General features: G+C 62.2%; 17 protein-coding genes and 1 tRNA gene. 14 read left to right on the top strand and 4 right to left on the bottom strand.

Annotation, left to right across the window (positions count from 1 at the left end; genetic code table 11):
- The first annotated feature begins 193 nt into the window (after positions 1-193).
- A complete protein-coding gene (locus ACI512_RS17100; protein WP_029290775.1) occupies positions 194-484 on the top strand; it encodes a type II toxin-antitoxin system ParD family antitoxin in 291 nt (96 codons plus the stop codon).
- A gap of 2 nt (positions 485-486) precedes the next feature.
- On the top strand, positions 487-843 hold the full coding sequence (locus tag ACI512_RS17095) for a type II toxin-antitoxin system RelE/ParE family toxin (protein ID WP_029290773.1): 357 nt from the start codon (positions 487-489) through the stop codon (positions 841-843).
- Positions 844-1,590: 747 nt separating this feature from the next.
- Here ACI512_RS17095 and ACI512_RS17090 read toward each other — a convergent pair.
- Both ACI512_RS17090 and ACI512_RS17085 read right to left on the bottom strand, forming a co-directional pair.
- Positions 1,591-2,907: an integrase arm-type DNA-binding domain-containing protein gene (locus tag ACI512_RS17090; protein ID WP_231807940.1), complete on the bottom strand. Its 1,317-nt coding sequence runs from the start codon at positions 2,905-2,907 to the stop codon at positions 1,591-1,593.
- A gap of 172 nt (positions 2,908-3,079) precedes the next feature.
- Positions 3,080-3,166, bottom strand: a tRNA-Leu gene (locus tag ACI512_RS17085).
- A gap of 216 nt (positions 3,167-3,382) precedes the next feature.
- On the opposite strand from ACI512_RS17085, the gene ACI512_RS17080 reads away from it, so the two are divergent.
- From ACI512_RS17080 to ACI512_RS17055, 6 genes are all read left to right on the top strand, one after another.
- Positions 3,383-3,709 carry a DUF2388 domain-containing protein gene (locus ACI512_RS17080; protein ID WP_012724130.1) on the top strand — a complete coding sequence of 109 codons (327 nt, stop codon included), beginning with the start codon at positions 3,383-3,385 and terminating at the stop codon, positions 3,707-3,709.
- A 281-nt stretch (positions 3,710-3,990) separates the two neighbouring features.
- A complete protein-coding gene (locus ACI512_RS17075; protein ID WP_405121228.1) occupies positions 3,991-6,423 on the top strand; it encodes a TonB-dependent receptor plug domain-containing protein in 2,433 nt (810 codons plus the stop codon).
- A 62-nt stretch (positions 6,424-6,485) separates the two neighbouring features.
- Positions 6,486-8,096, top strand: a complete 1,611-nt coding sequence (locus ACI512_RS17070; protein WP_236379542.1) for an ABC transporter substrate-binding protein — start codon at positions 6,486-6,488, stop codon at positions 8,094-8,096.
- Positions 8,093-9,043 carry an ABC transporter permease gene (locus ACI512_RS17065; RefSeq protein WP_064052407.1) on the top strand — a complete coding sequence of 317 codons (951 nt, stop codon included), beginning with the start codon at positions 8,093-8,095 and terminating at the stop codon, positions 9,041-9,043. The genes ACI512_RS17070 and ACI512_RS17065 overlap by 4 nt, the downstream gene beginning before the upstream one ends.
- Before the next feature lie 3 nt (positions 9,044-9,046).
- The gene (locus ACI512_RS17060) at positions 9,047-9,946 is read left to right on the top strand and encodes an ABC transporter permease (protein ID WP_250948460.1); all 900 of its coding nucleotides are present in this window, start codon (positions 9,047-9,049) and stop codon (positions 9,944-9,946) included.
- On the top strand, positions 9,943-11,565 hold the full coding sequence (locus ACI512_RS17055; RefSeq protein ID WP_236379531.1) for an ABC transporter ATP-binding protein: 1,623 nt from the start codon (positions 9,943-9,945) through the stop codon (positions 11,563-11,565). Before ACI512_RS17060 ends, ACI512_RS17055 begins: the two co-directional genes overlap by 4 nt.
- A gap of 3 nt (positions 11,566-11,568) precedes the next feature.
- On the opposite strand, the gene ACI512_RS17050 is transcribed toward ACI512_RS17055, so the two are convergent.
- Positions 11,569-12,909: an ABC transporter substrate-binding protein gene (locus ACI512_RS17050; RefSeq protein WP_236379530.1), complete on the bottom strand. Its 1,341-nt coding sequence runs from the start codon at positions 12,907-12,909 to the stop codon at positions 11,569-11,571.
- A gap of 283 nt (positions 12,910-13,192) precedes the next feature.
- On the opposite strand from ACI512_RS17050, the gene ACI512_RS17045 reads away from it, so the two are divergent.
- Together ACI512_RS17045 and ACI512_RS17040 are read left to right on the top strand one after the other, a co-directional pair.
- On the top strand, positions 13,193-13,582 hold the full coding sequence (locus ACI512_RS17045; protein ID WP_012724123.1) for a DUF2946 family protein: 390 nt from the start codon (positions 13,193-13,195) through the stop codon (positions 13,580-13,582).
- Positions 13,583-13,633: 51 nt separating this feature from the next.
- Positions 13,634-15,709: a TonB-dependent receptor gene (locus ACI512_RS17040; protein WP_236379529.1), complete on the top strand. Its 2,076-nt coding sequence runs from the start codon at positions 13,634-13,636 to the stop codon at positions 15,707-15,709.
- A gap of 57 nt (positions 15,710-15,766) precedes the next feature.
- On the opposite strand, the gene ACI512_RS17035 is transcribed toward ACI512_RS17040, so the two are convergent.
- Complete coding sequence (locus ACI512_RS17035; RefSeq protein ID WP_012724121.1) at positions 15,767-16,285, bottom strand: SgcJ/EcaC family oxidoreductase; 519 nt, start codon at positions 16,283-16,285, stop codon at positions 15,767-15,769.
- Positions 16,286-16,455: 170 nt separating this feature from the next.
- On the opposite strand from ACI512_RS17035, the gene ACI512_RS17030 reads away from it, so the two are divergent.
- Genes ACI512_RS17030 through ACI512_RS17015 form a run of 4 tightly spaced genes read left to right on the top strand, consistent with a single transcriptional unit; the run spans position 16,456 to position 21,108 of the window.
- Entirely contained in the window at positions 16,456-17,640 is a 1,185-nt protein-coding gene (locus tag ACI512_RS17030; protein ID WP_236379528.1) for a sensor histidine kinase, read from the top strand.
- A complete protein-coding gene (locus tag ACI512_RS17025; protein ID WP_122811522.1) occupies positions 17,637-18,290 on the top strand; it encodes a response regulator transcription factor in 654 nt (217 codons plus the stop codon). Before ACI512_RS17030 ends, ACI512_RS17025 begins: the two co-directional genes overlap by 4 nt.
- The gene (locus ACI512_RS17020; protein WP_405121227.1) at positions 18,287-20,602 is read left to right on the top strand and encodes an ATP-binding protein; all 2,316 of its coding nucleotides are present in this window, start codon (positions 18,287-18,289) and stop codon (positions 20,600-20,602) included. Before ACI512_RS17025 ends, ACI512_RS17020 begins: the two co-directional genes overlap by 4 nt.
- Positions 20,599-21,108, top strand: a complete 510-nt coding sequence (locus ACI512_RS17015) for a response regulator (protein ID WP_231807949.1) — start codon at positions 20,599-20,601, stop codon at positions 21,106-21,108. Before ACI512_RS17020 ends, ACI512_RS17015 begins: the two co-directional genes overlap by 4 nt.
- Positions 21,109-21,116 lie beyond the last annotated feature (8 nt).

Here is a 21,116-nt window from a genome sequence, read left to right as displayed (position 1 = left end):
CAACGCCCCGCCTGCTACATCCTTTGAACTCTGTGCGCATGCAGTCCGGAGCCAGCACGCGCTGTTCGGCGCGAAGGATGACCCCGCACGACACAGTTCGTCAGATACAAGTCCCAAACTATGTGCTGGCAGGTAAAATGGCATAATATGCCAATAGTCGAAAGGACCTGTATGTCCAGAGCTGGAGCTAATCATGGCGACGCGAAACGTTGTACTCACCCCTCACCAGGAACAGGTTATCCATGACCTGGTGCAGTCCGGCCGTTATCAGAATGCCAGCGAAGTGATGCGAGAAGGTTTGCGGCTATTGGAACAGCGCGTCGCCGAAGACACCGCCAAAATTGAGGCCCTGCGTCAGGCGACCTCTATCGGCATCATGGACCTTGAGCAAGGGCGCTTTACTAAGTTGAACGAAGGGGATCTGGAGCACTACCTCGAGGGCTTGAGCCTGGAGGCAACCCTACCCGCGCGCGAGAAACACTGAGCATGTCGCAGTATCGGATTTCCAACGCGGCGCGCGCCGACATTGTCGACATCCTCAGGCTCTCCCAGACGCAGTTCGGCGATCAAGCACGCCAGCGGTATCAGGCGCTAATCCTCGCCGCGCTGCAAGCGATTGCCGACACGCCTTATCGCATTGGCAGCTACGAACGCGGTGAGCTGGCACCGGGCCTTCGCAGCTATCACCTCATCTATTCACGCCAGCAGGCCAAACAGCCCCATGGGGCGGTCAAAAGCCCACGCCATATCGTGTTTTATCGTGTAGCAAGCGACGACGTGATCGAGGTCGTCCGACTCCTTCATGACGCCATGGAAGTGCAATTGCACTTGCCTAATGACTGATCCTGGCCCAAAGGCTTAGCTGTCCATGAACAGCGAAGGTAAGGCGCCCGCCTCAACATGCAACCTGAGCGCCTTCGCTGCCCGCCGACTCAGTGGCCAATTGAAGCGGGAAGTTATGGGCCCGACCGGATTATCGAGACCCACCACCAGAAGCACGATGCGCAACGTTGCCTGCCACTTTCAATACCGAACAACCGCTTCTTAAGCGCTTTCCGTGGCCAGGCGCCTGGCATTACGCTCCGGTTGTCGATGGACACGCGGATCGATCTCTCTGGCGACCGGCGCCATTGCAACATCTCGCAGAGCATGAGCATTTCACACTGCCAATTTCAGGACAGGTGCTGAAAGGCGGCCCGGACAACTCCGATTAAGGATATCGACTCATCTAACGACCAAGAATTTTCCAGATTCGGGTTGGTCATCCAGTACACAAAGGCGCACTGAATGCCAGTCACGGCCACCCCGCTCCGGGTCAGAAATAGCCATTCGCGATCGCTCGCCCACCCTGTGCAATTGGGGGCAAAACTGGGGGCAAAATTTGTTTTTTTCAGGCTGTAAATACCGATCTAGAGCCAAGTCAAAATGTTTTTCGGAGAGCAAGAGTTTGACTGAGTTAACACTTCAGTTTGAGCCCATAACACTACACACGATCCGTGTGGTCGCGTCGAAATTATCCGGAGTGAGGACATCAATTGGCGAACGATCTTTTAGTCGCCATCCCAACGGGGCACTACCCTTACGCCAACTTCATCGCACTACGTTGACTTTTAATAGTGTGACATTCCGGCCGACTTGATTCCCAAACTCATGAGGCGTGACATGCTCCCGAAGATTCGCCGTAAGATATTGGCTCCACCAGTTCATGATCAGCCTGCGCTCTTCAATGAACTCTGCCTTGTGAATATAGGCGGCACGAACGCTGTTGCGCTCTCTATGACTCATTTGCCTTTCGATGGCCGTCTCAGACCACAGACCTGACTCGATCAGTGCGCTACAGGCCATTGAGCGGAATCCGTGACCACAAATCTCTGTCTTCGTGTCGTATCCCATGGTGCGCAACGCTTTGTTCACGGTGTTTTCTGACATCGGCTTCCAGGCCCTAGCATCACCGGCAAACACCAGGTCGAATGTGCCAGTGAGGGTGTGGATCTGTTCAAGCACGGCCACAACTTGCGGCGATAAAGGCACAAGATGGACATCGCCCGCCATTTTCGTCCCCCGTGTTGAATGGCGTACGTCCTCCAGCTCCGGCCGAGTATCCGGGATCTCCCATACGCAACGCTTAAGGTCGAACTCACACCAACGAGCGAAACGTAACTCACTCGAGCGAACAAACACGTGCAGCGAGAGCATGAGCGTTAGCCGGGTCAGCTCTCGGCCCTTGTAGGCATAGATTCGTGCCAGCAATTCAGGCAGGCGTGACAGGGGCAATGCAGGCCGATGGGAGACTCGCGGCGCTTTGATCAAGCCCTGAAGATCGTAAGCAGGGTTTATCGGAATAAGACGAAGGCGTTTTGCCTCACGCATAATACTTTGCAGGTATCTTTGTACCCTTAAGGCGACGTCAATCGTTCCACGTTTTCTGATCGCCTCCAAAGGTTGCATCAGATCATAAGTATCGAGATCAGCAATCGCGCGAGCACCGATAAACGGGAACACATAGTTATTCAGACGGTTGAACACATTTTTGGAATGGTCGGGTGTCCATCTGGCCGACATGTTCTTGTGCCAGTCCAACGCAACGCTTTCAAAAGTCCGGCCATTAACAGCATCTTCCGTTTTGGCTTTACGCTTGTTCTCGACGGGATCAATGCCGTCTGCGAGCATCCGCTTCGCATCTAAACGCTTCTGGCGAGCTTCGGCCAGGCCAATCACGGGATAGCTGCCGAGGGAGGTCAACCCCTCGCGGCCGTCAGGCTTTACGTACCTGAGACGCCAGCCTTTACGGCCATTGGGTTGGACTAGAAGGTAGAGGCCGTCGCCGTCGAAAAGCTTGTAGGCACGGTCGGTGGGCTTGGCTAAACGGCAAGCAGCGTCGGTAAGCGGAGCAGTTGTGCGCGACATAAGGGTACTCTCCTTAATCGAACCAAAGACTACCCCTAACTCTACCCTCTAAATGAGTGGATTCCAGAAGAATGGACAAGAATCCGACGGAACGCTAAAACGAAAAAACCCGCCAGAAGGCAGGTTTTTCAAGGCTTCCAAAGAATTCAAAAGCGCTCAGTGGAATGCAAGATGGTGCCCGAACCCGGAATCGAACCGGGACGCCCTTACGAGCGGGGGATTTTAAGTCCCATGCGTCTACCAGTTTCGCCATTCGGGCGGTAGCGCGTGTTGCAGGGTTGGGAATATATAGATCCAGCCGCTTCGACGCAAGTTCGCGGGGCAGCTTTCTTGCACAACGGGAAGGCTGAAAAAGCTTGGTAGATCAGTGATCTAGATACGCGAATAAAGGCAAAGCAACAGGTTTCCGGCTCGAAGAGCCTCCCGCTACTCTGTTAAAGTCACGCCCACCCAAAACGCATGGAAGCGCTGCAGAATGGATTCATTCAAGGTTATCGCAATCGCCAGCCTGGCATTGCTCGGCACTCCGGTCGTAGCGGCCGAAAACAACAACCCGGTTCAAGGCGCGCTGATGCTCACGTCGGTCGCGCCCTTTTTGCTTGTCTCAGGGGCCACAGCCCTGACCTCCGCCATTCCAGAGCAGTTCACATCGTCCAAGAGTGATGCGCTGGCGTTTATCGGTTCAGGCGGTGAGATCCGTGGGGCACGGTTTGAACAAGCATCACGGTTTTATCGTTCCACCTACAACACGCCGCTCATGTCTGACATGCAGTTGGCCCAGGCAATTGCCACGGCGTTCTGACCCACAGCCCCGGTGTCCGACGCGGGCTGCTTGAGTGAACCAGCCTCCGCGCGCCTCTTATTCAACGATTCAACTGCCGTTGAACGCCAACCACAATAATAAAAATAGGTAATCTTAAAAATAATATAAATAACATTATCTGATAATTAGCTTATTCCAAAAAAGACTTTCACTCAGCTTTTTTATAGGATTATCTTCGCTTCACAGACCGACCCCATACCTGGTGGAGGACGTACCTCCGACCATCAGGAGCCTACCAGGCTTAAGGGATCCTTCTCGCTATGCCACACATCGCCTCTCCCGCCGCGCTCAACAACTTTCACTTGTCGCTGCTGACCAGTTCCCTGCTCCTGGCGGTCACGCCCACTTTCGCCGAGGCGGCAACCGAGGACGCCAAGCTCGGCACTGTGACGGTGATCTCCACCGGCCTGCGTGGCCAGGAACGCACCGTGGCCGACAGCCCGGCGCCGATCGATGTGATCAACAGCGACCAGTTGCTCAAGACCGGCCGCGCCGAGTTGTCCGAGGCGATTGCCAAGCTGTTGCCGTCCTTCAACTTCGGCACCAACATCGCCGGCTACAACTCGGTGACCCGCCCGCTGAGCAACCGCAGCCTGGGGCCTGCCTACACGTTGGTGCTGGTCAACGGCAAGCGTCGGCACAACGGTGCCACCGGCCAGCGCGGCTCCATCGACAACAGCGGCGCGAACGCGGTGGACATCGACCTGATCCCGGTCAGCGCGGTGGACCATATCGAGGTACTCAAAGACAGCGCTGCCGCGCAATACGGTTCGGACGCGGTGGCCGGGGTGATCAATATCATCCTCAAGTCCACCCATGACGGCGGGCACCTGGAAACCAGTTATGGGCAGCTGTATACCGGCCAGGGCGAAACCATCAAGGTCGCGGGCGACCAGGGTTTCAAGTGGGGTGATGGCGGCTTCTTCCACCTTTCGGCCGATGCGCGCAAACGCGGCAGCGCCTCCTGGAACGACAAGGCCGACAACAGCGTGCGGGCCTTCAATGACCCGGCCAAGGAAGCGGCTTGGGACCGGGTGGCGATCAAGAACGGCGACCCCGACCTGAAGGCCTTCAACCTCGCCTACAACGCCGAACTGCCCCTGGAAGACCTCACGCTGTACTCGTTCTCTACCTACGGTGAGCGTGACGCCGAAGCCGCCAACTACTTCCGCCTGCCCACCGGCACGGCGGCGGTGCCTGAGGTGTTTCCCGACGGTTACTTCCCGCTGAACAACATCAAGGACCGTGACTACCAGTTCCTGTTCGGCGGCAAGGGCCTGGTGGCCGACTGGAACTGGGACCTGAGCACCACCTACGGGCGCAACAACGTGCACCATTCCAGCGACCTGAACATCAACCCGTCGCTGGGCACCGCATCACCGACCCAATTCGACAACCTGGCAACCTTCCGCTTCGAGCAGTGGGTCAACAACCTGGACTTCACTCGCCGCTACGACAGCCTGTTCAAGCTGACGCCGCCGGTGCAGGTGTCGGCGGGCCTGGAGCATCGCTGGGAGCATTTCAGTACGTTCGCCGGCGACCCCGAGGCTTATCTCACCGGCACCTACCCCGCCGCTTCCGGCGCGCAGGCCGCCGTGACGATTCGTCCGGAAGATGAAGTGAGCCTGATCCGCAACAACTACGCGGGTTACCTGGACCTCGGTTTCGACCTGACCGAGCGCTGGTTTCTCGACGTGGCCGGTCGCGTCGAGCATTACGACGATGACTCCGGCAATACCTTCGGCCTGAAAGTGAATTCGCGCTACGAACTGACCGACACCGTGGCCGTGCGCGGCACCGTGGGCACTGGTTTCCGTGCACCCTCCCTGACCCAAATTGGCTACACCGTGGCCGACAACCGGGTGGCGGTGGATGTGAACGGCAATGTGGTGCCGGCCGTGACCCGCCTGACGCCGTCGGGCAGCAACCTGGCCAAGGCCCTCGGTGGCGATGACCTCAAGCCGGAGAAGTCGCGCAACTTAGGGCTGGGCCTGACCTGGCAACCGGCACCACGCACCAGCATCACCGCCGATGCCTACCTGATCGACATCGACGACCGCATCGCCCTGACCAGCAATATCTACGACCGCGGCAATGGCGCGATCAACGCCATCCTCGCCGCGCAAGGCGTGCCCACCGGCACCTGGGTCAACTACTACACCAACGCCTTTGACACGCGCACCAAGGGCCTGGATGTGGTGGCTGACCACACCACCCCGCTGGACGCCTGGGGCGATGTGCGCTGGAGCCTGGGCTTCAACTGGAACAAGACCACCATTGAAGGCACCCGCGACACGCCGAGTGCGCTGGCCGGTTCCGGCGTGACCCTGGTGGGCCGCGACCGCGAAGGCGACCTCACCGACGCTTCACCCAAGACCAAGTGGATCCTGGGCGCCAACTGGAAGATCGAGGACCTGGCCGTCAACCTGCAAACCGCCCGCTATGGCGCGGTCAAGACCCTGGCCGTCAACCCCACCGGCGACCGCAGCTTCGGCGCCAAATGGATCACCGACCTGGACATCAGCTACACCTTCGTCGACAGCGTCACCGTCAGCATCGGCGGTACCAACATCTTCGACGTACGTCCCGACAAAAACGCCGTGTACAGCAACCTCGGCCTGGCGGCCTACGGCAACCCGCCGTTCTACCCAGGCGGCGGCTATTGGTACACCAAGCTGGCCTACGACTTCTGATTCACACCGTGCATGCACCCGAAACGCCACATGAGGGCACCCCATTGAATACCTCCAACTTGATGAGCCGTCTGCTGGCCCCCTGCGCCTTGGCGCTAAGCCTCGCTGCTTGCTCGCCCGGGAATGACACCCAGGCCGGCAAAACCCTGAACATCGCGTTCTTCGGCGACAACACCACCCTGGTCAGTGTCGACCCGTTCCAGGTCTATTGGCTGGAACACCGCGTGCTGCTGCGCAATGTCGCCGAGTCCCTGACCGACCAGGACCCGCAGACCGGCAAAATCATTCCCTGGCTCGCCAAACGCTGGGAAGTGAGTGACGACGCGCTGACCTACACCTTCCACCTGCGCGATAACGTCACGTTCAGCAATGGCGAGCGCTTCGATGCGAAGGCGGTGAAGATCGCCTTCGACAGTGACAAGGCCCTGGCGACCCAGCTGCCGGCGACCTTCGGCGCCACCTACCTGGCGGGCTATGACCACGCCGAAGTGGTGGACGACTTCACCGTCAAACTGGTGCTCTCGAAACCCAACGCCGGCTTCCTGCAAGCCACGTCGACGACCAACCTGGCGATCCTCGCGCCCGCCTCCTACGCCCTGACCGTCAAGGAGCGCTCCCTGGGCAAGATCATCGGCACCGGGCCCTTCGTGCTGGCCAGCTACACCCCGGAAGTCGGTGCGCACCTGACCAAGCGCAAGGGTTACGCCTGGGCCTCGGCCAACATGAAAAACCAGGGCGAAGCGCACCTGGACGCCGTGGACATCAGCTATATCCCCGAAGAAAGCGTGCGCAACGGCCTGTTCCTGCAAGGCAAGGCCGACATCCTGTGGCCGCGCAACCCGTTCTCGGAAGTCGACCTGAAACTGTTCCAGTCCAAGGGCGCAACCATCCAGAGCCGCTCGCTGCCAGGGCCTGCGCTCAACCTGTACCCCAACACCCGTGGCGAACGCATCCTCGCGGACCCGCACGTGCGCCTGGCCGTGCAAAAGGCGCTCGACCGCAAGAGCTACGCCAGCACCGTCTACAACGCCGAGTTCCCGGTGGTGGACGGCATTTTCGACGTGACCACGCCTTACTTCAAAAGCCAGGGCAATAAGCTCGCCTACGACCCGGCGGGCGCCGAGCAACTGCTGGATCAAGCCGGCTGGACCAAGGGTGCGGACGGTTACCGGCACAAGAACGGCAAGCGCCTGAGCCTGAGCTACAACATCAGCCCAGCGGAAACCGCGGGCGACGTGCTGATCCAGGACCAACTGCGCAAGGTCGGGATCGAGCTGAAACTCAGCGTGGTCACCCGCGCCGAATGGGTCGCCAACAACTCCGCGGGCAATTACGACCTGACGATCAACTACATGACCCGCGCCGACCCGATCATCCTGCAAACCATCCTGGACCCGCGTAGCGCCAACAGCTCGACCCTGGCCACCAACACCTACGAGCCGGCGGCGCTGGACAAAGCCAAAGCCTTGTTTGATGCCGGTATCACCGCGACCCAAAGCCAACAGCGCGCCGCAGCCTACGGCGACCTGCAAGACCTGCTGATTGATGAAAGCTCGGCATTCCCGGTGTATGAACGCGTGTGGCAGGCGGCGACGTCGCCCAAGGTGAAGAACTTCCGCTGGACCGCCGAAGGCTTTGCGCTGCTGGGTGATATCGAGATCGGCACGCCATGAGCCGTTACCTGATCGGTCGGGTGGGCCAAGCGCTGCTGGTGCTGTGGGGCGCCTACAGCATCACGTATTTCATCCTTTATCTGCTGCCGGGCGACACGCTGTCGATCATGCTCAGCGCCTCGGGCATGGAAGCCGACTCGTTGTCGGTGCAAGACCTGGCAAAAGCGCGGGCTTACTACGGCCTCGACAAGGGCCTGTTCGAGCAGTATTTCGACCTGCTGCTGGGCGCACTGCGGGGCGACTTTGGCCAGTCACTCTCGCTTAACCGCCCGGTAGCCGAGCTGCTCGCCGAACGCCTGCCGCAGACCTTGTCCCTGGCAGGCCTGGCCATCGTGCTGTCGCTACTGGGTGGCATCGGCCTGGCCTACCTGACCGCCTATATCCGCTGGCAACCGTTGAAAAAAGCCCTGGCGCGCCTGCCGTCCCTGGGCTTTTCGGTGCCGGTGTTCTGGATGGGCCTGCTGTTGATCCAGGTGTTCGCCTTCGGCCTCGGCTGGTTCCCCGCCACTGGCAGCCGGGGCGTTGAAAGCCTGGTGCTGCCCGCCATCACCCTGGCGATTCCGAGCGCGGCGGTGTACGCCCAGGTGCTGCAACGCAGTTTCCAGGGTGTCTGGAAAGAGTCCTACATCACCACCGCTTACGCCAAGGGCCTGAGCCGTGGCCAGGTGCAGGCGCGCCACGGGTTCAAGAATGCCGCGCTGCCGATCCTCACGCTGATCGGCCTGCAGGTCGGCAACACGGTGTCCGGCGCGGTGCTGGTGGAAACCATCTTTGCCCGCTCCGGCATTGGCCGCCTGGCACAGGAGGCGGTGTTGCGCCAGGACATTCCAGTGGTGCTGGCGATTGTAGCGGTGTCGGCGGCGGCGTTTGTCCTGGTCAACCTGTTGGTCGACTTGCTCTACCCGTGGCTCGACCCGCGTATCTCCCACACGCCAAAGGTGTCCTAGACCATGACCATCCTTGAGCAGAACCTGGGCCGCAAGGCCATCCCGGCCAGCCCCGCACTCTGGCGGCGCCGCAGCCGCCTTCAACGCGCGACGGCGGTGGTATTGCCGCTGCTGCGCCGGCCGGGGTTCAGCCTGGCGCTGTTGGTGGTGGTGTTTTCCCTGGTGGCGGCCGTCGCGCCGCACCTGTTGAGCAGCTTTGACCCTTACGCCACGTCCCCCCTCGACAAGCTGCGCGCCCCCAACCTGAGCCACTGGTTCGGCACCGATGAGCTGGGCCGCGACCTGTACACCCGGGTGGTATACGGCGCCAGCCTGTCGGTACTCGCGGCGTTCCTGGCCGTCGGTATCGCGCTGTTGGGCGGCCTGGGCCTGGGCATCCTGTCGGGCTTTGCCGGTGGCCGCATTGATGCCGTGATCATGCGCTTCGTCGATGTGCTGCTGGCCCTGCCCGGTCTGCTGCTGGCCCTGGCAATCGTCACGGCCATCGGCTTCGGTACCGTGCCAGTGGCCATCGCCGTGGGCATCGGCATTATCCCAGGGTTCGCCCGTACCACCCGTGCCGAAGTGCTGCGGGTCAAGACCCTGCCCTACGTCGAGGCCGCGCGCCTGGGCGGCGCCAGCTGGGCGCGCACCTTGCTGCGGCACATCTTGCCCAACGCCTGGGGACCGGTGGCGGTACTCGCGACCCTGGACTTTGGCGCGGCCATCCTGGCCACTGCCGGCCTGAGTTTCCTCGGTTTTGGCGCCGCGCCACCGGCCGCCGAATGGGGCACCTTGATCGCCAACGGCCGGCACTTTCTGATCACCGCTCCATGGGTGTCGCTGCTGCCCGGCCTGTTCCTGGTCGCAGTGGTGTTCAGCCTCAACCATATTGCCCGCACCTTCGAGGAGATCCAGCGATGAGCGCTTTAGTGGATGTTCGCCAACTCAGTGTCACCTACCGTTCCGGCGGGCAAGTCAACCAAGCGGTGCGCACGCTGTCGTTCGCCATCGCCCAAGGCGAGACCGTGGCGATTGTCGGCGAGTCCGGTTCGGGCAAGTCGACCCTGGCCAACGCCATCCTCGGCCTGCTGCCCGACACTGCACAGATCAGCGCCGGGCAATTATGGGTCGACGGCCACGACCTGACCCACGCCAGCGAGCGGCAGAAACGCACCCTGCGCGGCCGCACCGTCGGCCTGGTGCCACAGGACCCAATGGTCAGCCTCAACCCGACCCTGCGCGTCGGCCAGCAAATCGCCGAGGCGCTGATATTGGCCAAAGGCAAACGCTACCCCGCGGTGGATGCGGACATTGTCGAGTTGCTGCAACAGGTCGGCATCGACAAACCGGTGCTGCGCGCCCGCCAATACCCCCATGAGATCTCCGGCGGCATGCGCCAGCGCGTGCTGATCGCCATCGCCCTGGCCGGCAACCCGCGCCTGATCATCGCCGACGAGCCCACCAGCGCGTTGGACGTCACCGTGCAGCGCAAGATTCTCGACCACTTGCAACGCCTGGTCAGTGAACGCGGGATTTCGCTGCTGATCATTACCCACGACCTGGGCGTGGCCACCGACCGCGCCGACCGGATCCTGGTGATGCAACAAGGCCAAGTGGTCGAGCAAGGCCCGCCACGGCAGATCCTGAACGCACCGCAGCATGACTACACGCGCGCATTGATTGCCGCCGCACCGGCGTTCGCCAAGCGTCGCGAACCCTTGATCAAGATTGACCCGCTGCAGGCGCCGATCCTGCGCCTGCAAAACGTCGGCAAGACGTTCACCTTGCCCAAGGTCAAGGGTGAGGACTCGACCTTTGTGGCCCTGGAAGACCTGAGCCTGCAGGTGTTTCCCGGCCAGACGTTGGCCATCGTCGGCGAGTCGGGCTCGGGCAAGAGCACCGCGCTGCGCATCGCCCTGGGCCTGGAACAACCCACACGGGGTCGGGTCTGGTTCGAACAGCAGGACGTCACTCACCTGAGCTGGCGCGAATTCCGCCCGCTGCGCCAACGCCTGCAACTGGTGCAGCAAAACCCGTTTGCCGCCCTCGACCCGCGCTTCAGCGTGTTCGACAGCATCGTCGAGCCGCTGGTGTCGTTCGGTGTGCTAAAGGGGCCGGCCCTGGAGCAGGCGGCACGGGAGTTGATCAGCCGCGTGCACTTGCCGGTGAGTTTTCTGGATCGTCTGCCGCGCGAACTCTCCGGCGGCCAGTGCCAACGGGTCGCCATCGCCCGGGCCCTGGCATTGAAACCCGACCTGCTGCTGCTCGACGAGCCGGTCAGCGCCCTGGATGTGTCGGTGCAGGCGCACATTCTCGACCTGCTGGAAGAGCTGCAACGGGAGATGGGGATTGCCTATGTGCTGGTGTCCCACGACCTGTCGGTGGTGGCTAACTTTGCGCATGAGGTGCTGGTGCTGCGCAATGGCCGCGTGGTTGAGCAGGGTTCGGTCGCACAGATCTTCAACCAGCCGGCCAGCGACTACACCCGTGAACTGATTGCCGCCATCCCTGGCCGGCACGTGACCGCCACCGCCGCCTGAGGGTTACGGCGCCGAACAGTCCCGCGCCACGATGCCCTTCTCCTGGGCATACGCGGCGGACTTGGCCTCGATCAGCGGGCGCAGGGTGGCGCGGTCGGCTTGCAGCCAGTCGGTCACCAGCACCCACTTTTGCCCGTCCCATTGCTGCACGCGGGCCGAACCGCCACCTTCATGATCGGCGCAGGTCAACTTCAGTGGCGCCAGCAAACCTTCAAGGCCCAATGCTTTGATGCGCGCGGCGTCGATGTCCAGGTGTTCGAAGGCCCAGCGGGTTTCCTCGCCATTGAGCGCACGGTGACCAAACTTGGCCTGGCCGGTGCGCAGCGCTTCGACCGCAATCGCCGCGTTGATCAGGCCGATGTTGTAGTAGACCTTGCCGAAGTAGCTGGCGTCCTTGAGGTTGCTTTTGCCGGGATCGAGAATGAACTGCTTGAGCTTCTTATGAATGTCAAAGGTGTCGCCTCCGGGGAATGGCGCCAGGGCCTGGTAGCCTTTGGCGGCAGTGACGGCGGGAATCACATCGGCTTCGGAGCCTGCCCACACATCACCGATCAGGCGGTCCACCGGCACGCCAAAGCGCACGGCGGTCTTGATGGCGACCGGCGTGGACACGCCCCAGGTGCGCAAGAACACCCAGTCCGGGTTGAGCTGGCGGACCTGGCGCCATTGGGTGGACTGCTCGTTGCCGGGGTCGGCGACCGGGATCTGAATGTTCTCGAAACCGTACTTTTCGGCAAGCAGCTGCATGGCCGCCTGGGTTTCACGACCGTAGGCGGAATCGTGGTAGACCGTCACGATTTTCTTGCCCTTGAGCTTGTCCAGGCCGCCTTCGCGTTGGGCGATGTAATTGATCCCCACCGACGCCTGGCCGTAGTAGTTGAGCAGCAGCGGGAAGGCGTAAGGGAACACGCGGCCATCGGTCGACTCGGTACGCCCGCCCGCGCCGTCGATCAGCGGAATGTGATCAACCGCCGCACGGTCCATCAACGCGTAGGACGCCGGCGTGCTGTGAGTGAAGAAGAATGCGGTGGGGGCGCCGTCCAGGCCGCCTTTGTAGCGCTCGTAGCATTCGATGATGCGGTCGGTTTTCCATTCGGTCTCGCATTCCTGCCAGACCAGCTTGACGCCATTCACGCCGCCCTCGACTTCGTTGATGTAGCGGAAATAGTCGATCTCCCCTGCCCACCACGGAATACCGCTGGAGGCATAGGCACCGACCCGGTAGGTGGCCAGTGGGATGAACTGTCGGTCGTTGGCCGCCTGGGCGAGCGTGGACAATGGCCCGCCCAGGGCGCCGAGTGCCAGCAGGCTGGCGAAAACAGTGCGTTGCAAGACGTTGTGCATGGGTGTGGTTTCTTATGAAAAGGTTGGGGGTTTCCCTCCCGTGGTCGGGTCAGCGCCAATCACCTCACAACACAATCCATGCCAACCCCTTGAGCCCTCAAACTCAGGTGCTCACGCGTGACCGGGGGAGCCCTCGGCCCGCAAAATCGGGCACTTTATTGAATGTCTGTTGCGCCACCAACACTGCATTCGCCAGGCCTGCGGCGAAATGGCGCGGGAAAGCACTTTTACTTCATCCCCGAACTGCGGCTAAATATCCGCCCCCCTTGCGTCGACTGCTCTGATGGCTACGTTCAAACGCATCAGCCCCTGGATCGCCTGCCTGGCCCTGCTGCTGAACATGCTGGCCATGCCGCTGAGCCGTGCCATGCAGACGCCGGATACCGGCTTGATGCTGTGGGGCGGATTCTGTTCCGGGGGCGCCTCCCAGGCCCTGCCGCCAGGGTTTGACCGGCTGATCGACCTCTCGCAGTCCGGCCCCGCCAAACCCGCGATGAAGCACAGCGACTGCTGCTGTGGTCATGCCGGGCTGGCCGCACTGCCGTCCGACTATTACCGGCACTGGCTGCCGCGCTTCACGCCGGATACCGTCCTCGACAACCCGACACTGCCCGCGCTGCACCCCAGGGTTCGCTGGCCGAACCTGACCCCGCGCGCCTCCCCTGTGGCCTGATCGACCCCACCTTCGTTGTGTTCGTCTTTTGGTCATCAAGAGGTCTGGCTTATGCCTGCTCTATTCCCTGTGCCCGGCGCAAAACGTCGCCCGGGTTCGCGTTACCTGTGGCCGCTGCTTTCCACCGGCCTGTTCACACTTCACCCGCTTGCCGCCGTTGGCAACACTGAGGATTCGACCCTCACCCTCGGTACCGTCACGGTGCAAGGCGCAACGGGTGCCAGCGGCCCGCTGAGCACCGCCAGCGTACTCAGCTCGGTGGATATCCTCGGCGCGGACATCCTGGAAAAGATGCCGGTCAACTACAGCTGGGAGCTGTTCAGCCGCGCGCCGGGGGTCATGCTCACCGAGTTCAACCAGGGCACGACGTCCGGCAAGATCTCCTTTCGCGGCTTCAATGGCGAAGGCGAAGTGAATGCGGTGAAGCTGCTGATCGATGGCATCCCCAGCAACAGCAACGACGGCAACATGCCGTTCTTGGACATGATCTTCCCGCTGGAGCTCGACAGTATCGAGGTGGTGCGCGGCACCAGCGATGCGCGCTATGGCCTCAACAATATCGCCGGCAACGTCAACATGCTCACCCGCACAGGCGGCGAATACACCCGGGCACGGCTGCGCTATGGCAGCTACAACACCCAGGAAGCTCAACTCGCCAAAGGCATCCAAGGCAGCAACTGGACGCAGAACTACTTCTTCGCGTACCAGAAGGCCGATGGCTACCGCGATCATGCCGAGGCGGACAAATTCTCGCTGTCCGGCAAATGGTTCTATACGCCGGACGACGACAGCTACCGTATCGGCTTGATCGCCCGGCATTATGAAACCGAGGCACAGGAGCCCGGCTACTTGAGTGAAGAGGATGCCCACCAGCATCCGCGCATGACCAACAGTTACAACGCCACCGACAAAGGCACGCGGCGCATGAACCAGCTCAGTGTGCATGTCGACACCGAGCTGGCCGAGACCCTGGCCTGGTCGGCGAAAACCTACGTGAACACCTTCGACGACCGGCGCTGGACGCAATACTGGCGCACCAGCGCCCAGCAGGAACGCGACGCCTACGAAACCCAGTACGGCGCCCTCACCTCCCTGACCTGGCGCCCGCAGGTCAGTTGGCTGTACGACTTCGCCCTGGAAGGCGGCGCGGACATGCAGCAGCAACAGAACAAGAGCGAGCGCTACCGCACCCGTGACCGGGCGCGCCAGGCACAAACCCGCGACCAGCCATTTGACTTCGACACTTACGGTGCCTATATCCAGGCCGAGATCAAACCGTTCGAGTCGCTGAAGATCATCCCGGCGTATCGCGTCGACAAGATCCAGGGGGACTTCACCAATGAAATGACCGGCCTGGATTACGACATCAATGACTATGGGTTGGTCAAACAACCCAAGCTCAGCGTGGTGTATTCACCCTGGGAGGTGGCCAGCGTGTACGCCAACTGGGGACGTACCTTCCAGGTGGGCACCGGCGCGGCGGCCTACAAGATTCCGCCCAGGGACACCGACCTGGCGCCGTCGATCAATGAAGGCTGGGAAACCGGCATTAAATTCACCCCTGCCCACTGGATCGACGGCCGTGTGGCGTATTGGCAACAGGACGCCAGTGGCGAAGTCAGCCGCCGGCTCAACGACCCGAGTGGCGAGTCGGATAATGTCGGCGAAACCCGCCGCTGGGGCTACGACGCCCAGTTGAACCTGCACCCGAACGCGCGCACCGACATCTGGATGGCCTACGCCTGGCAGTACTCGAAAATCCTCAAGGCCAGCGCCACGCTGCCCAACAGTAACGGTCAGGAAATCGAACACATCCCCCATCACCTGTACAACGCGGGCGTCAGCTACAAGGCCACGCCGTCGCTGCAACTGACCGCCTGGATGAACGGCCAGACGAACTACTACCTGGAGCGCGAGAACACCAAGGGCACCTACGGCGGCTATGTCCTGATGAACCTGGGGGCGACGTATCAGGTGACCGAGTCGGTCAGCGTTGACCTGCAGCTGAAAAACCTCACCAACCGCTACTACGAGTACGTCTGGTATGACCCGGACGGTGCGCGTGCGTCACTGCACTCACCGGGTGATGGGCGTGCGTTGTACAGCGGGGTGACGCTGGATTTCTGATCGGCGCACACGCAAAAAAGTCCACACCCGCCAGGGCGTGGACTGTGCGATCTGCGGTTACTGCTTTGCGTGTTTCGCCTGAACCTCGGGCATCGCCGAGGAGTGGTGGTTGAGGATTTTCCACTGGCCGCCGACCTGCTCGTAGACAAAGGTGTAGCGGGCCTGCACATGACGCACCTTGCCATTCTTCTCGGTCAGGGTGAAGGTGTAGACCCCGCTGTCCATCGCCACGTTACTGCCCAGTTGGCGGATTTCACGGTAATTGATCTGCCCTACCGGCTTGAGGGTCATGAAGTGATCAAAGTAATCCGTGATCTGCTCCGGGGTGGTACGGACCTGGTTGGACACGGTCGGCTGCAGCACCGCGCCCGGTGCATACAAGTCGACCACCGACTTGACGTTACCGGTCTGCAGCGCGCTGTTCCAACGGTCAAACAACCCGGCAATCTCGCGGTCTTGCGCATTGGCAGGCGCCTGGGCCACGTCGCGGTAGACGTAGGGAGCGGTCTGGGCCGCCTGCACAAAGGGGGCGCTCAAGGCAAAAATCACGGCGATCGACACGGCTTTAACGTTCATTGGGATGCTCCTGTTGTGAGTGAGCCCACTTTGCCAATCGCCTGCCCGGCCGACATCGGCCAACCGGAGCCATTTGCCTATGCCATTTGGCAGATGGCGCCCAACCCGCTCGCCAAGGTTTAATAGCCTCCCTCGCGCCTGCGAGACTGTGTCGACAGCGGAGCCCAAGCATGCAAAACACACCACACGATCCCGGGAGTGCCTTGGCTATCCGCGCGCATTATCGACAATCCGAAAGTCGTACCGCGCGGTTGCGGTTGCTGGTCGATACCGGGCAGGCGCTACCCCAACTGGCGCCGGAGGCCATGCGTGAGCGCGTTCTGTCGCGGGCATGCGCGTTCCTGGCGATGGACCATGGGTTGATTCAGGAGTGGGATGCCGAGGGCGGCATCACGGTTACCGCGCGTCACGGCAGCCAGGATCGCCTCAGCAGCCTTGCCGCCGTCGCTGACCGGCGCCTGCGCAATCCGTGCTGGCTGGAGCTGCCGGGCAGTGCCCTGCCCAGTGTGTTGCAGGTGCCGTTGCGCGGTGGCGACGGCGATGCCTTGGGCGTGCTGGTGCTGGGCAATAGCGTCAGCCTGCGCGCGCCCGACCACGAAGACAGTGAATCGCTGCAATTGCTCGCCACGCTGCTGGCCGCGCACCTGCAGAACGATCGCCTGCTGACCACCCTGAAGGCGCGGGACAGGACGCTGTCCGACCTGGTCAACCGGCTGCTGCGCGCCCAGGAAGACGAGCGCAAACGCGTGGCCTACGACTTGCACGACGGGTTGGCGCAAACCCTCGCGGGGTTGCATCAACGCCTGCAAGGGTTTGCCGGGCGCTGCCCGACGCTGCCAGGCACCTTGAACGCGGACCTGCAGGCGATTCTGACCTTGGCCCAGCACTCGGTGGGTGAAGGCCGGCAACTGATCGCCGGCCTGCGCCCGACTGTGCTGGACGATTTCGGGTTATTCAAGGCGCTCGACAAAGAGGCTGACCGCCTGCGCGAAGCCGGCGTCAGCGTGCAATGGTCCACCGGCTACGCGGAGCGCTTGCCCAGCCAGGTGGAAATCGCCCTGTTCAGGATCGGCCAGGAAGCCATCAATAACGTGCTCAAGCATGCGCAGGCTGGCCATGTGCAACTGGCCCTGGCCCTGCACGACGGCCAGGTTTCGCTGCGCATAGACGACAACGGCAAAGGCTTTGACCCCGGCCAACCGCTCGACGCCCAGGATGCGCAGCACCTGGGCCTCGCCACCATGCACGAGCGCGCCAGCCTGCTGGGCGGGCAGTTCATCTGCACCAGCGCCCCCGGTGCCGGCACTCAACTGCACGCTCGCGTGCCTGCCCCTCTGAATGGAATGCCGCAATGAGCCGACTCTTGCGCCTGGTGCTGGCGGACGACCATGAAGTCACACGCACCGGTTTTGTCGCACTGCTGGCGGGTCACCCGCAGTTCGAAGTCGTCGGCCAGGCCCGCGATGGGCAGCAAGCGGTGGAGCTGTGTGAACAGCTGCTGCCGGATATCGTCATCCTCGACATTCGGATGCCGGTGCTCAATGGACTGGGCGCGGCGCGCCTGCTGCAACAGCGCCTGCCGGCCATCAAGGTGGTGATTTTCACCATGGACGACAGCCCCGACCATCTGGAAGCCGCGATGAACGCCGGGGCCGTGGGGTACCTGCTCAAAGACGCCAGCCGCGACGAGGTGATCGAGGCGTTGCAACGAGTCGCCGCCGGTGAAGAAGCGCTCAACACGGCGGTGAGCGCGCGGTTGTTGCGACGCATGACCGAGCGCAACGCCGCCGGCAGCCTACCCACCGAGCACCTGACCCCACGGGAGCGCCAGGTGCTCGGGCTGGTGGCGAACGGCATGAGCAACCGGCAAATCGGTGAGCACCTGGGGATTACCACCGGCACGGCCAAGGCCCATGTTGAACGGGTCATCGGCAAGCTCGGTGCCGCCGATCGAACCCAGGCGGCTGTGCGCGGCATCGCACTGGGCCTGGTGACACAGTCATGAAAAGACGGTGGGCCGACCTGCCCCTGCGGGGCAAGGCGCTGGTGGTGATTTCCCTGCCGTTGGTGGTGCTGCTGCTGTCGCTGGTGCTGATCTACACCACCGAGCGGCAGACCGCACGCGCCGAAGAAGACGTGCGTCGGGTATTGCGCGTGCAAAGCGATATCCGCGCCGTACACACGCTGTTGGCCGAGGCGGCTGCCAGCGTGCGTGGCTACCTGCTGACGCGTCGCGAGGACTTCCTGCCAGGCTACCTGAACGCCAAGCCACAGATTGCAGCGGCCCTGCAGCGGCTCGACGGCAATGTGCGCGATCAGCGCGTGCGCGAACAACTCGTCGCCATCAGGCCGCTGATCAACAGCAAAGTCGAGGGGCTGGAAGACATGCTCAGCGACCCGACGACCAGCACCGCCACGATGACCGATATTCTGGTCAGCAACAAACACATCCTCGACGCCCTGCGCCAACATATCGCCAACATGCTCATGCTGGAGGACTCGTTGCTGGCCGAGCGCACCGCCGCTGCGGTCGAGACGCGCCAGCGGTTATTACTGTCCACGTGGCTGGCGGCGATCTGCGGGTTGTTCGGGGCTATTGTCGCGGTGCTGTTCTTGTCCAAGGGCATTGTGGCGCGTGTGCAGAATGTGCAAGGCAACGCACAACGCCTGGCCCTCGGCCAACCGCTGTTGCCACAACCGCCGGAGCATGACGAGATTGGCCAGTTGGGCACGCGGCTGGTGGAGGCCGGCTTGCTGCTGGCGGAACGCGAACGCGCGCTGCGCGAGAACGAAGAACGTTTACGGTTGATCATCGACGGGGTGAAGGACTACGGGATTTTCGCCCTCGACACGGCGGGCCACGTCACCAGCTGGAACGCCGGGGCCGAGCGGATCAAGGGCTACACCGAGCAGGAAATCATCGGCCAGCATTTCTCGGTGTTCTACCTGCCACAGGAATGCCCGCAACACCCGGCCATGGCCCTGGATGAGGCCACCCGTCACGGGCATTACATGGAAGAAGGCTGGCGCCTGCGCCAGGACGGCACGCGTTTTTGGGCCAGCGTGGTGATCACGGCACAGTTCGACGCGACCGGGGCTTTGCGCGGTTTTTCGAAGATTACCCGCGACATCACCGACCGCCGCGCGGCGGAGATGGCGCTGGGTAACGCCCGTGAGGAGGCCGAGCGCGCCAGCCGGGCCAAGAGCGAGTTTTTGTCGCGCATGAGCCACGAGCTGCGCACCCCGCTCAACTCGATCCTGGGCTTTGCGCAACTGCTCGACATGGACTCGGCCGCAGGGCAAAAAGCGCACGTCGGGCATATCCTGCGAGCCGGCCAACACCTGCTGACGCTGATCAACGAAGTGTTGGACATTGCCAAGATCGAGGCCGGACGTCTGCCGTTGAACATCGAGCCGATCCGGTTGGCGGGCGCACTGCAGGAAGCCCTGGCGCTGGTGTCTCCCATGGCTGCCGACGCCGGTATCCAGTTGCAGCCGCTGCCTGCGCTGGCGGCGGATATCGGCATCGCGGCCGACCCTCAACGCTTGACCCAGGTGCTGCTGAACTTGCTGTCCAATGCGATCAAATACAACCAGCCTCAGGGCCAGGTGAGCATTGAGGTCAAGGTCGAAGGGTCGCGCATCGGCGTGGCGGTGTGCGATACCGGCAAAGGCATCCCGGCGGACAAGCTCGGGCAGTTGTTCAAACCGTTCGAGCGCCTGGGCGCCGACCCGAATGTGGAAGGCAGCGGCCTGGGCCTGGCGCTGAGTAAAAGCCTGCTGGAAAAGATGGATGGCCAACTGAGCGTGCACACCCAACAGGGCATCGGTTCACGCTTCACGCTGGAGTTGCCGTTCGTGAGTGTGCAGGCATCCAATGGCCTGCCCGCCGCCGTCGCCGAGACGGTGTCGATACGCCCTGCCCCCGTCGCCCCCGCCACCCAAGGCAAGGTGCTGTATATCGAAGACAACCTCTCCAGCCTCGCGCTGATCGAGACGTTGCTGCACCGCAGGCCGGGGATAAAACTGCTGTCCAGCATGCAAGGCCAACTCGGCCTGGACCTGGCCGCGCAGCATGCGCCCAAGTTGATTCTGCTGGACGTGTCACTGCCGGACATCGACGGCTTGGCCGTGCTGCAGCGGTTGCGCCGCTCCGCGATCACCCAGGACACACCGGTGCTGATGCTCACCGCCGATGCCAGCGACCTCACCCGCCAAGCCTTGCACGCAGCCGGCGCGACGGCCATTCTGCACAAGCCGATCAACGTGCCGGCCTTTTTAGCCCACCTCGACCAGTACTTTCCGGAGCCCGCGTGAACCTTGACCTGCGCATCCTGATCATCGACGACCAACGCCCGAACCTTGAGCTGGTGGAACAATTGCTGGCACGTGAAGGGCTGACCAACGTACTGAGCAGCACCGAGCCATTGCGCGCCCTGGAGCTGTTCAACAGCTTCGAACCGGACCTGGTCATTCTTGACCTGCACATGCCCGAGCTCGACGGTTTTGCGGTGCTGGAGCAACTCAACCGACGCATTCCCAACGGTGAATACCTGCCGATCCTGGTGCTGACCGCCGACGCCACCCGCGACACCCGCTTGCGCGCCCTGGCACTCGGTGCCAGGGACTTCATCAGCAAACCCTTGGATGCGTTGGAAACCATGCTGCGGGTGTGGAACCTGCTGGAAACCCGCGTGCTGTACAAAACCTTGCGCACGCGGGTGCCGGCGGACCAGATCGAGTTGTTGCAACGACGCGGCACTATGACCGCGCCCAGCACGCTTGAGGGAGGGCCGGGTTCACCGGCGATACGACGTTGTTAATCCGACCG

Origin of the sequence: Pseudomonas petroselini (genome assembly GCF_045037875.1) — a bacterium.
Lineage (GTDB): Bacteria > Pseudomonadota > Gammaproteobacteria > Pseudomonadales > Pseudomonadaceae > Aquipseudomonas > Aquipseudomonas petroselini.
The sequence above is the reverse complement of the archived record's forward strand: the minus strand, read 5'-3'. Positions and strand labels throughout refer to the sequence as shown.